12 protein-coding genes and 1 pseudogene are annotated in these 12,734 nt (G+C 43.6%); all 13 read left to right on the top strand.

The annotated features are described in order from the left end of the window. Positions 1–134: 134 nt before the first annotated feature. Positions 135–482: a DUF2007 domain-containing protein gene (locus HZC12_10915; protein ID MBI5027213.1), complete on the top strand. Its 348-nt coding sequence runs from the start codon at positions 135–137 to the stop codon at positions 480–482. A gap of 24 nt (positions 483–506) precedes the next feature. After that, positions 507–1,016: a hypothetical protein gene (locus tag HZC12_10910; protein MBI5027212.1), complete on the top strand. Its 510-nt coding sequence runs from the start codon at positions 507–509 to the stop codon at positions 1,014–1,016. Positions 1,017–1,202: 186 nt separating this feature from the next. Beyond that, complete coding sequence (locus HZC12_10905) at positions 1,203–1,529, top strand: hypothetical protein (protein MBI5027211.1); 327 nt, start codon at positions 1,203–1,205, stop codon at positions 1,527–1,529. Between the two features lie 148 nt (positions 1,530–1,677). Next, positions 1,678–3,201: a B12-binding domain-containing radical SAM protein gene (locus tag HZC12_10900; protein ID MBI5027210.1), complete on the top strand. Its 1,524-nt coding sequence runs from the start codon at positions 1,678–1,680 to the stop codon at positions 3,199–3,201. A gap of 4 nt (positions 3,202–3,205) precedes the next feature. Further along, a complete protein-coding gene (radC, locus tag HZC12_10895) occupies positions 3,206–3,895 on the top strand; it encodes a DNA repair protein RadC (GenBank protein MBI5027209.1) in 690 nt (229 codons plus the stop codon). A gap of 96 nt (positions 3,896–3,991) precedes the next feature. Beyond that, positions 3,992–5,545, top strand: a complete 1,554-nt coding sequence (gene purH / locus HZC12_10890) for a bifunctional phosphoribosylaminoimidazolecarboxamide formyltransferase/IMP cyclohydrolase (protein MBI5027208.1) — start codon at positions 3,992–3,994, stop codon at positions 5,543–5,545. Continuing rightward, positions 5,545–7,320 (top strand): annotated as a pseudogene (gene purD / locus HZC12_10885) (phosphoribosylamine--glycine ligase). The gene purH and the pseudogene purD overlap by 1 nt, the downstream one beginning before the upstream one ends. Further along, positions 7,321–7,941, top strand: coding sequence for a threonylcarbamoyl-AMP synthase (locus HZC12_10880; protein ID MBI5027207.1), 621 nt, complete (start codon positions 7,321–7,323; stop codon positions 7,939–7,941). Then, entirely contained in the window at positions 7,926–9,257 is a 1,332-nt protein-coding gene (locus tag HZC12_10875) for a protein kinase (GenBank protein MBI5027206.1), read from the top strand. Before HZC12_10880 ends, HZC12_10875 begins: the two co-directional genes overlap by 16 nt. A gap of 109 nt (positions 9,258–9,366) precedes the next feature. Beyond that, positions 9,367–9,939 carry a TetR/AcrR family transcriptional regulator gene (locus tag HZC12_10870; GenBank protein MBI5027205.1) on the top strand — a complete coding sequence of 191 codons (573 nt, stop codon included), beginning with the start codon at positions 9,367–9,369 and terminating at the stop codon, positions 9,937–9,939. Beyond that, on the top strand, positions 9,936–11,312 hold the full coding sequence (locus HZC12_10865) for a TolC family protein (GenBank protein MBI5027204.1): 1,377 nt from the start codon (positions 9,936–9,938) through the stop codon (positions 11,310–11,312). Before HZC12_10870 ends, HZC12_10865 begins: the two co-directional genes overlap by 4 nt. A 15-nt stretch (positions 11,313–11,327) precedes the next feature. Then, positions 11,328–12,449 (top strand): efflux RND transporter periplasmic adaptor subunit, encoded by a 1,122-nt coding sequence (locus tag HZC12_10860; GenBank protein ID MBI5027203.1) that lies wholly within the window; start codon positions 11,328–11,330, stop codon positions 12,447–12,449. Between the two features lie 113 nt (positions 12,450–12,562). After that, positions 12,563–12,734: efflux RND transporter permease subunit (locus HZC12_10855; protein MBI5027202.1), on the top strand; the 172-nt coding region annotated here is incomplete at its 3' end.

Here is a 12,734-nt window from a genome sequence, read left to right as displayed (position 1 = left end):
TCAAGAAAAAGAGGCATATATAGGAGTATATGGAATAGGAAGTTAGAAAAACCATAAGCAAAAGGACAACAGAAGAGTTATTAGAAGCTATTGCTGAGACTCATGATCAATACACACAAGAGGCCGTAGCTTATATGATAGAGGTACTCAGACAAAGAGGCATCCCATTAGCCGAGATAGAGAAAAGGAAGATGCGCTATCAGAAGAAGATTTTTGAACAGAAACAGTCCGAAGAAAAGGCAATGGCAAACAAGAAATGGGTGCAGGTAAAAAATTTTCCATCACGGCTATTTGCAGAACAGGCTAAAGAACTTCTTGAAAATAATGGCATTATTTCAATAATTAAAGGGGAAGATATAGGAATGGTGGGCCCGGGAGTTGGATTTGGAACTTCCTGGCCTCATGGAATTAACCTATGGGTTCCTGAAGATGATTATCAAGATGCAAAAATCCTTATCGAAACATTTTTTAACAATATATAAAATCCACAAGCTGGAGGTGGTTTTATGATTGACCAGACAGAAAAGGGAACCTTGGAAAAAGGGATGTTTACCTTGCGCGTAATCTGGATAGCAATGCTTGTCTCACTTGGCTTTTATGTGATAATAGCAAACTATGTAGCAGAAAAAATGCCCTCAATCTTCAGGGGCTATCCTGTTGCTTATTTCCCGTATATACTTTATGCAATCAGCGCTGTAGAGCTTCTGATTATCAGGTATATCAGAAAAGCAGTTTTGAGCCCTCAAAGGATTTCAAAGATGAGTGGCCTGACGCCTCCTGCCTCTGTCTCATCCCAGCAGAGAGCCATTGCCATATATACCCAGGCATCTATTATCACATGGGCCATAGCTGAATCCATCAGCGTATATGGGCTGGTCTGTTTTCTTCTGGCAGAAGACTATCGGTCTTTTTATGGATTGGTAATAGCAGCGTTTATGACCATCTATTTCTACAGGCCGAAGATGGAAGAGCTTACAGAATTATTAAAAGCCTTTTCGGCAAGCTCAAAGGCGTAAGAAGCCCTTTTAGACGTCTCAATGGTCTCAAATAGTTTTGCGTTTACCCCGCCCAAAGGGCGGGGCTTTCTTTCTAACGGGGTAAACCTTTTTTATCCTTGCTGGTCTAAAGAAATAGAAGGGGGTGAAAAAGGTTTAATGAGGTTGTGGATGAAGTTATTTTAAAAATTATCAGGGAGGTTCAAGATGAGAAGTGTAATAGGAATTGCGCTGTTTGCAGGTGTGCTGATGTTTGCATTTGCAGTCTTTGCAGGGAATACAAATGACCCCTATGTCCAGGAAAGGATGGAGAACCAGGAGAGGCGAATAGACCAGGGGATAGAAAGTGGCCAACTAACCCCGCGGGAGGCAGGAAGACTTGAGGCTGAACAGGCAAGGATAACGCAAAAAGAGCAAAGGTTTAAATCCGACGGCAGATTAACTAAAAGAGAAAGGGCAATACTTCACAGAGACCTCGATCGCGCAAGTAGACATATTTACAGGGAAAAACACGATAGGCAGCAGGTTAGATAACCACTCAATGTCGTATCATGGGCTGGCATAAGCCAGCCCTTTTTTATTGCGAAATCAGTAAAGAGGGGCGAGGGGAGATTTTATAAATGTAAAAAAACATTTTGCGTTTGTATTAGCAAGGCTTTCATGAGTTTATCGGACACCAATATTGCGAAATAATAAGTTAGAGAACCAGGTAGATTTTAAAGTTGCATTCCTTAAATTCTACAAATATGTTATATTTTGTCAAAAAGAGGTCCCCATTAAAAATATTTATTTCATTGAGGCTAAGTCTCCAGGCGCTCATATATTCAGCCGCAAACCTTTTCCACGCCTTGGGACAATACTCCTCGCTACCATCCTCCGGGATAGAGGATACAATACAAAGGTCTTTATTGAAGACCTGTCAGAGCCAGACTGGAAGACCTTAGAAGAGGCAGACATCATAGGCATTTCTACAATAACCTCAACTGCTCCAAGGGCTTACCAGCTCGCAAAGAAATTCAGTGAAAAGGGGATACCCATTGTCCTCGGTGGCCCTCATCCTACTTTCTTACCAGAGGAGGGCCTTAAATATGCAGATTATGTTGTGAGGGGCGAAGGAGAAGAGACAGTTGTTGAGCTTGTTGAGCATCTGACATCAGGTCTGTCCCTGAATAATATTAAAGGGCTTTCATACAAAGAAAGGGATGGACAAATCGTTCACAATCCAGGTAGAGAACTCCTGCAGGACATGGATACTGCGCCGATCCCGGATTTTAGCCTAGTTCACAAATGGGGAGAAAAGGCTGTCATTCCTATTGCAACATCGAGGGGCTGTCCCTTCAACTGTAAGTTTTGTTCTGTTATCCCTATGTTTGGAAGGAGATACCGTTTTAAGTCCATTGAAAGGGTTATGGAGGAAATAAGGGCTGTTGCATCCAGAAAGGCACATATCTTTTTTATTGACGATAACTTTGCAGCTAACAAGGAGCGCACCAAGTCCCTTCTTAGAAGGATGCTTGAGGAGGGTATCCGTATAGAATGGTCAGCACAGATGCGCACAGACATTGCTAATGACCCTGAGCTTTTAGAGCTTATGGCCAGGACAGGGTGCTTTAATGTCTTTATAGGATTTGAATCCATAAACCCCAGGACCCTTGCCCTTTACAACAAACATCAGAAGGTAGAGGATATAATTGGTTGCATCAAAACCCTTAAAGACGCCTCTATTAAAATCCACGGGATGTTCGTCTTAGGAGGAGACACAGATGATATTGAGACAATCAGGAGCACACAGAAATTTGCCAGCCGCCTCAACATAAATTCCATCCAGTTCATGATGCTTACCCCTCTTCCGGGAACCCCTGTTTTTGAAGAACTTACACAAGGAGGACGCATTATCCACACAGACTGGAGCAAATATGACGCCCATCATGCTGTGTTTGAGCCAAAACTGATGACTGCCTTTGAGCTTCATATGGAGACATTGCGGGCCATGGCAAAGTTTTATTCATGGGGTAACGTTATACGTAATTTTCTTCGAATGGACTTTTTTTATGCATTCGTGGGCCTGTACGGAAAACGGTCTGTGAAAGAGGCCCTTGCCTCAAGCAAGAAATACTTGAAACAGCTTGAGGAAATCATTACTGCTGGACTTAAAGCCGGCATCCAGACCCCCCTCCCTCGTGAAAGCAAAATTCAAAAGATGTAGAAACATGGAATACAAAAGTATAAAGCAGTGGCCTGAGGATGAAAGGCCGAGGGAAAGACTCCTTAAATTTGGCTCTGAGGGTTTGAGCGCCGCACAACTCTTGGCCATACTCCTGAGAACAGGCGGAGAGGGCAAAAGCGCCCTGGAGCTTGCGAGGGAACTCTTGATGCATTTTGGCAGCCTTAAAAATATCAAAGATGCAGCGGTAGCTGAATTTTTAAATGTAAAGGGGATAGGTCATGCAAAGATTGCCCAGATCAAGGCTGCCATGGAGCTTGGAAAGAGACTTATGAACGATGCAGAAAACAGCCCTGAGAGGCCACTATTTAAGAATAGCCGTGATGTTTATAATTATTACAGGCCAAAGCTCTATGACCTTAAAAGGGAAAAATTCCTCTGCTGCCTTCTTGATGTAAAAAACAGGCTTTTTAAAGAAACGGTTATCTCTGAGGGCACCCTGACGTCCTCGCTTGTTCATCCACGGGAGGGCTTCAGAGAAGCAATAAAAGAGGCTGCTGCTTCTGTTATCTTTGTTCATAATCATCCAAGCGGTGATCCCAGCCCGAGCAGGGAGGATTTAGCAATTACCAGGCGGCTTGTTGAGACAGGCAAGATAATCGGCATAGAGGTCTTAGACCATATAATACTTGGAGATAAAGGCCACACCAGCATAATGGAACAGGGACTCTTATAAGACCGTAATGCGCTATGCGTAATGGGTGATAAGACAAAAACTCATCACGGATCACGGATTACGCATCACGAATTTTATTCAATGAAGGAGAAAAAAATGCGCAAGATAGAGAGGGCGCTCATCAGTGTATCAAACAAGCAGGGCATTGTTGAGTTTGCCAGAGGTCTCAGAGCCCTCGGTATTCAGATTCTTTCAACAGGAGGGACTGCAAAGACCCTCAGGGACGCTGGAATTGATATAAAAGACGTGTCAGAATATACAGGATTTCCAGAACTCCTTCATGGACGACTAAAGACCCTGCATCCCAAGATTCACGGCGGCCTTCTCTGGAGGAGGGACAATCCCGAAGACGAAAAAGAGATAAAGGCGCATGCAATTGGGTCTATAGATTTAGTTGTTGTGAATCTTTATCCATTTGAAGAGACGGTTTCAAAGACAGATGTGACCTTTGATGAGGCCATTGAGAACATAGACATCGGAGGGCCAACAATGCTGAGGGCAGCATCAAAAAACTTCAGGGATGTCACGGTAATAGTTGACCCGGAAGACTACACGAGTGTTCTAAAAGAGATTAAAAACTCTCAGGGCGGGGTAAGTTATCAGACAAAATTTTACCTTGCGCAGAAAGTATTTGAGCATACTGCCAGATACGATACCCTTATAGCCAACTATCTTAAAGGCATAGGGACGCAAGCTTCTCAGGGTTTTCCAGAATATCTAAACCAGAGCTTCACAAAAGTTTCGGATTTAAGATATGGTGAAAATCCACACCAGCGAGCGGCCATTTACAGGGAGCCACTTTATAAAGGGCTTTCAATTGTAGATGCCAGGCTCCTTCAGGGCAAAGAGATGTCATACAACAATTACCTTGATGCAAACTCAGCCCTTGAACTTGTAAGAGAATTTAAAGAGGCGGCAGCCGTGATAATAAAGCATAATAATCCCTGTGGAGTTGCGATTGCTGACAATCTCCTTGATGCCTATAAAAAGGCATACAAGGTTGACCCCCTGTCTGCCTTTGGTGGTGTTATTGCGCTAAACAGAGAGGTGGATGGTGAAACTGCTCAGGAGATAATCACCCTTTTTGTTGAGCTTGTCCTTGCCCCTAACTTTAGCAGAGAGTCACTTGAGATCTTCAAAAAGAAACCGAATATCAGGCTCCTCGAACTTGACCTGAATAAAAAACCCGACGGCTTTGATATGAGGCGAATCCTCGGTGGAGTCCTTGCTCAAGAAAAAGACCTGATTATGGTAGAGGATTTCAAGGCACTGAAGGTTGTGACAAAGAGAAGGCCTGCAGGTGAAGAGCTTTCTGCCCTGAGCTTTGCGTGGAAGGTCTCTAAACATGTAAAGTCCAATGCCATAGTCTATGCAACAAAAGACCAGGTATTAGGCATCGGTGTAGGGCAGACGAGCAGGGTTGATTCAGCAAAAACAGGAGCGATGAAGGCACTGTCTTCCCTCAAAGGAGCTGTCGTTGCATCAGATGGATTTTTCCCCCACAGGGATGGCATTGATGCGATAGCCAAACTGGGGATTACTGCTGTCATACAGCCAGGCGGCTCAATAAAAGATGACGATGTGATAGCAGCAGCAGATGAACATAACATGTCCATGATTTTCACAGGCATAAGGCACTTCAAACACTGATGAAGGTACTTGTTATCGGTGGTGGCGGTAGAGAGCATGCAATTGTCTGGAAACTAAGCCAGAGTCCCCGCGTTGATAAAATATTCTGTGCCCCGGGCAATGCAGGCATTGCCGAGCTTGCCGAATGCATCGACATTAAAGCAGATGACATTGAGGCCCTCAGGGATTTTGCTAAATACGAATGGATTGACCTGACAGTAGTCGGCCCGGAGCTGCCTTTAAACATGGGTGTCGTTGATACTTTTGAAAAAGAGGGTCTCGAAATCTTTGGACCCGGGATGGCAGCGGCACAACTTGAGGGCAGTAAGGTCTATGCAAAAGACTTCATGCGTCGCTATGGGATCCCCACTGCTGAATACAGGACATTTACTTCCTACATTCATGCAGAAGAATATGTGAGGCTTAAAGGTGCTCCTGTTGTAATTAAGGCAGATGGTCTTGCTGCTGGAAAGGGTGTTTTTATAGCCAGCACAGTTGATGAGGCAATAAATGCATTGAAAATAGTAATGAAAGAAAGGGCCTTTGGCGCTGCTGGAGACAGGGTTGTTGTTGAGCAGTGTCTGAGTGGAGAAGAGGCATCTTTTATGGCTATTACAGATGGTGAGACGGTATATCCGCTTGCTACATCCCAGGATCACAAAAGGGTCTTTGATAATGATGCGGGGCCAAACACTGGAGGTATGGGTGCTTACAGCCCTGCCCCTGTCATAACAGCAAAACTCGAAAAAGAGATAATGCAAAAGATTGTCAAACCAACTATAAAGGGACTTTCAAGGGAAGGGATGACTTATAAGGGCGTGCTTTATGCGGGTTTAATGATCTCAGATGGAAAGCCTTATGTCCTTGAATTCAATTGTCGTTTTGGCGACCCTGAGGCCCAGCCAATCCTTGCAAGGCTGGAGACCGACCTTTTTGATGTTATGAGGGCGTGTGTGGAAAACAGATTAAATGAAGTATCCCTAAAATGGAAAGATAATGCCTCGATCTGCGTTGTGCTTGCATCAAAGGGTTATCCTGGTGATTATGAAAAAGGTAAAGTCATTAAAGGACTCGATAAGGTAAACGGGATGGACGATGTTGTAGTCTTTCATGCTGGCACAGCCCCGAATAACAGTGGTTTTATTACATCAGGTGGAAGAGTCCTCGGTGTTACTGCTCTTGGTAGGGACATTAAGGCCGCCATTGAAAGGGCATACTCTGCAGTGGAAAAAATTTCATGGGAAGGAATGCATTACAGGAAAGATATCGGGGCAAGGGCGATAGGTAAATAGAAAGGAGGAAAAATGAAACCTCAGGTTTTAATTATAATGGGTAGTGATTCTGACCTTCCGATAATGGAAGAGGCCGGCAATCTCCTGAAAGAATTCGGGATTCCTTATGAGATGACGGTTGCATCAGCTCATCGCTCACCTGAGCGAGCAATGAGGTGTGTGAAGGATGCGGAAAAAAATGGCATTGAGGTTATCATTGCCGGCGCTGGCATGGCTGCACATCTGCCCGGGATTCTCGCAGCCCATACGATACTGCCTGTCATTGGAGTGCCCCTCGATTCATCTCCCTTACAGGGATTTGATGCCCTTCTCAGCATAGTCCAGATGCCACCTGGGGTTCCTGTTGCCACAATGGCTGTTGGAAAGGCTGGTGCAAAAAATGCTGCAATCCTTGCTGCCCAGATAATCGGGAGGAAAGACCCGAAGGTCGCAAAAATGCTTCATACATTTAAAGAAAAAATGGCAAAAGATGTGGAAGAGAAGGCAAAAAGACTGAAATTCTAAATGCTAATTTCATTAAAAGAATGTGGCCTTGATGCGGCTATAGAAAAAGCCGTGGATGTGCTCATAAAAGGCGGTATAATAGCCTATCCCACAGAGACCTTTTATGGACTTGGTGTCAGGGCAATGGATAAAGAGTCATTACAAAGGCTAATTGAAATAAAAGGACGTCCGCAGGATAAACCAATCCCATTAATTGTTGGTAGCCTGGAGGTACTTAAAACCATTGTAGAAGAAATACCTTTGGAGGCTGAAAAGCTCATTAAAGAATTCTGGCCAGGCCCTCTCACCATTGTCTTTAAAGCAAAGCTATTACTCCCTGACCTCCTTACCGCACGAACTGGAAAGATTGCAGTGAGAATCCCTGGCGAGAGCTTTGCCCTTTTTCTTTCAAAAAAGATAGACTTCCCTATAACTGCTACAAGCGCCAACCCTTCAGGAGCCCGGCCACCTGAAGTTGCAGATGAAGTGAGCCGCTATTTTGGAGATAAGATAGATTTGATTGTAGACGGAGGCAAGACCCCTATCGGAAAACCATCGACTATTATTGATGTAACAGTTAAACCATGGCGGCTCTTAAGAGAGGGCGCCATTGCTTTTGTTTTAAAATGCCAAAGACTATAGACCATTATAAAATCCTTGGCCTTATTCACCACGGGGCTATGGGCTCTATCTATAAGGCAGAGGATACACGCACTGGCAAGATCGTTGCCCTCAAGATCCCCTGTAATGAGTTCGGAATGGACACGGTCTGTTTTGATGCTTACAGGATTGAGAAAGGCATCTGGAAAAGGCTTGATGATCCGAGGTTCATAAAATTTTATGAAGTAGAACCCAAAACCAATCACTACATAGTCATGGAATATGTTGAAGGGAAAGACCTCAGGAGCCTTTTTCGCGGAAGACCATTGCCTTTTGATAGAGTACGTGAGATATTCGTAGAGATCTGTAAAGCCGTTGTTTTTTTTCAAAACAAGGGGATTGTCCATTTTGACCTTAAACCAGAAAATGTCATGCTCCCTGAAGCAGGAGGCATAAAAATCGTTGACTTCGGCCTTGCCTGTATTATCGGAGAGCAGGACATCATAACAGAAAAACATATCGGCCCCAAAGGAACTCCTGAATATATCTCTCCTGAGCAGGTTTTAGGGATCAGGTGTGACCCGAGGAGTGACATATACGCTGTTGGGGTTATGCTCTATGAGGCTTTAACGGGAAGGCTGCCATTTTCAGGGAAAGGAACTGCCTTAGCAAAAAAGAAACTCTCTGAAGGGCCGATACCACCTAAGGCATTTATGCCAGATTTCTCCCCGCATCTGCAGGAGATAATCTTAAAGGCCTTAGAGCCAAATCCCAATAATAGATACCAGAAGATAGAAGATTTATGTAATGACCTGCAAGAGCCATCGAAGGTGTTACTTACCGAGCGGGCACACAGGACAAAGTCCTCTATCTCAAGGGAAGATATTTTGAGCCTTGAGGGCCTTGGAGAAGTAAGAGCCAAAACCCCATTTATTAAAAAATATCGTATCCTGGCTGCTTTTTTTGATGGGAGGCCTCAACAGAGGGTGCTTAGTGAAATAGTATCCCTTGCCAGAGAGAGAGATGCTGTGGTGGATATTGTCCTGATAACCCAGGGAATTATGGATATCGAATATAGAGAGGGCGAGATAGAGGATGTGATAGCTTATTTGAAGTCTGAGTTGTTGTTCGACAATGAATGGGTTCTGGAGTTCTTCGGAAACAACGGGATAGAGGCAACCCTCGATGTCATAGCAGGAGACCCGGAATCAGAGATCCTCAGGATGGCCGATAAAAAGAAGGTCGACCTCATAGTAACATCAGAGAGGGAGAGGGGCAGACTTTCAAAAGTACTTTTCAGAAGCATGTCAGCCAGGATTGCCGATAAGGCTCCATGCAGTGTCCTTGTGATTAAATAACAGCCCATATCATCCAGAGAGCACAGAGTTTTATCTCTATTCTTAGGGGATCCTCAAAAAAAACTTGACACAACATAAGATGCGGTGTTATAAATGAATCGTCATTCATATGAATTACCGTTCAGATAAAGAAGGGTCTAAAGACAGGATATTAAAGGTCGCCCTCGATTTATTTTCCACGAAGGGTTATGCAGGCACTAAAATGATTGAAATCGCCAGCAGGGTTGGGATGAGTGTCGGCGCCCTTTACCTCAGATTCAAGAGCAAAGAAGATCTTTATCTGGAGTTAATCAAAGACCAGACAAAAGATTTCACCAGGCTTACCAAAAGTCTCCAGAGCGAAGAACCTGTAAGGGCATTGAAATCCTATATAGAGCTTAACCTCAAATATGCCTTAAAGAAAAGGCGGTTGATTTCCCTTCTCCTCAGAGAACATAGCCTGCCATTTATTAGACCGCTGAGAAAAGATTTTTTTGAAACGCAGGGGAAATTAATAGAGGGGCTACTTGTTTCCGGGATTAAGACAGGTGTGTTCAAACCATTGAATACCAGGCATACATCATCTCTGATTTTTGCGAGTATAAGAGGTGCGATACTTTTAAAACTCACATTCGGGGCCGGCGATTTAAAAGTTTTAGGTGATTCTCTTTTTCAATTGATTTTCAACGGGATAAAAAAATGATTAAGAGGAAAACAGGTTTATTTTTTGTCCTATTTCTGGTTTTCTTTCCACCGTATAACCTTTTTGCAGAAGAGTATTCCCTCGATGACCTTTACAGGATTGCCCTTGAGCGCGCTGAAAGGATAAAGCTATCAGAGGAAGACCTCTATATTGCAGAAAGGGGCAAAGACAAGGCTGTATCAGCACTGCTTCCCAAACTTTCTGCATTTGGGAATTATACGAAATACAGCGAAGACAAGCGCTCATCTACAGGTTCCGTCATTCAGCCTGATGATTCCACATCATGGGGCTTAAGGCTTGACCAGTCACTCTCTATAAGCGGCAGGGAGCTTACTGCCTTTAAGATCTCAAAAGGAAATATTGAAAAAAACAGATATGACCTCTATGCAGTGAGAGAAGCCTATCTTTTCAATGTTGCCTCAGCCTATTATGATGTCCTGAGGGCAAAAAAGGCTGTTGATATTGCAAAGGCAAATGTTGAAAGGCTCACAAAGCACAGAGATGCTGCTGCCATAAGACTAAAGGTTGGTGAGGTGACAAAGACCGCACTCCTCAGGGCAGAAGCAGAACTGTCAGGGGCACAATCAGAACTGATACGGGCAGAAAATAATCTTAAGTTGGCAAAGGCCATCCTCGCAAGGGTTGTGGGAATAGAGGGCGAATATGATGTCAGAGAGAGTCTTCAGTCCTCAGTCGGCAGTCCTCAGTCTTTTGATTTTAGTTTTTTGACTGCCGACTGCCGACTATCGACTGGTGACTGTTTTAAACAGACCGCCTTTAAGGAAAGGGCGGAAGTAAGGTCTGGTGAAATCCAGAAAAGAATTGCAGAGGACCAGGTCAGATATACAAAGGGTGCATACTGGCCAACACTTTCCATTGAAGGTGTATATTCAAGAAAGGACGAGGAACCTGCGTCTGCTTTTCTTAATAAGGAAAGCATTTACGGTGGTCTCAGGTTAAACTTCCCATTCTTTGAAGGAGGCTTGAGAAAGGCAGAGGTGCGTGAGGCAGAGGCAAAACAGAGGCAATCTGAACTTCTTTATGAAGATTTAAAGAAGACGATAAGTATAGAGGTTGACAACGCTTATCTCGATTTAACGACTCAAAAGGGAATTTTAAAATCCCTCGAAGACCAGCTTGCATTTGCCAGAGATAATTATAATGCCATCTCAAAACAATTTGAATTCGGCCTCGCAAATAGCATAGATGTCATGGACGCTAATACACTCCTTGTTACAGCAGAAAGGCAATTTTCGGATGCAATGTATAACTATCAACTGTCTATTCTGAGACTACAGAGGACAACAGGAACACTCCTGAAAACAGTCATCAGTCAACAGTCACCAGTCGCTAGAGACCTGAAAGAAAAATAGATGGAGAAAACCTGTATGTTAGAGACAAAAAATAGATATCCAGTTACAATAATTTTACTTCTCCTGACCTTTATATTTCTCTCTCCAATAAATAGTGGTTGTAAGAAAAAGGAAGTAAAGGCACCTGTAGAAAAAGTAGTAAACGTTCAGGTTAAGGCTGCTGAAAGAAAACCGCTCAGACCATTTGTGGAGGCAATCGGCACATTGAACCCTTATGAAGAGGTCATTGTAAGTGCTGAAGTAGATGGGATTTTGAAAGACGTAAGAGTTGATGAAGGAACATTGGTTTCAAAAGGGACGGTCCTTGCAACTATTGATGATACAGATTACAACCTTGAGGTCAAAAGGGCTGAGGCTGCCTTAAGGCAGGCAGAGGCAACCCTTGAGAATACAAAATTAGAATTTGGGCGTAAACAGGCACTTTATAAGGAACAACTCGTAACCCAACAGCAGTTCGATGATGTCTCAACAAGGCTTTCTCTTGCAGAAGCTGATGTTGAAAGGGCAAAGGCAGCATTATCCCTCGCAAAACAGAAGCTCATCAAAACAAAGATACACTCACCCCTTTCAGGTGTTGTAAAGGGGAAGAAGGTTTCAGCAGGCGATTATGTGAAAAACGGCACTAATCTTTTTGTAATAATCCAGAACAATCCCATAAAGCTAAATTTTACTGTAACCGAAAAAGATATAGGAAAACTTAAAAAGGGGCAGGATGTGACTTTTAAAGTGGATGCCTTTCCAGATAAAGAATTTAAGGGGAATGTAAGCATCATCTATCCAAGTCTTGAAGAAAAAACAAGGACACTTCAGGTCGAAGCAAAGGTGCCGAACCCTCATGGGATTTTAAAACCAGGACTTTTTGCTAAGGTCACGCTCTATACAGGCACAGCAAAGGATACAATTGTCGTGCCTATCACAGCCCTCCTTTATGAAGCAGAGAAGGTAACGGTCTTTGTGATTGAGGAGGATAGAGCGAGAGAGAGAACAGTGAAACTCGGAAGTAAATATGGAGAATTGATGGAGATTGTGGAAGGTCTGAAGGAAGGGGAGAAGGTAGTTGTAGTAGGACAACAGAACCTTTCAGAAAATGCGAAAGTCAATATAGTCCTCAGTCCTCAGTCGGCAGTGGAGAAATAAAATGGCAAAGATAGAACGTTTTGAAGACATTAAAGCATGGCAGAAAGCAAGAGAATTAGTAAAATTAATTGTAGGGTTTCTTAAATACTTGACTGCCGACCGTCGACTGGGAACTGAGGACTGATTTTATGTGGCTCGCTGATACATCCATAAAACGCCCTGTCTTCGCAACGATGGTCATACTTGGACTTGTTGTCCTTGGTGTCGTGAGCTATCCACGACTTGGTGTTGACCTCTTTCCAAAAGTGGATTTTCCTATGGTGAATATCACCACTGCTTTACAGG

It is taken from the genome of Nitrospirota bacterium, from assembly GCA_016214385.1.
In the GTDB taxonomy this organism is placed as follows: domain Bacteria; phylum Nitrospirota; class Thermodesulfovibrionia; order UBA6902; family JACROP01; genus JACROP01.
Note: the sequence above shows the minus strand (reverse complement) of the source record. Positions and strands in the feature narration are given on the sequence as shown.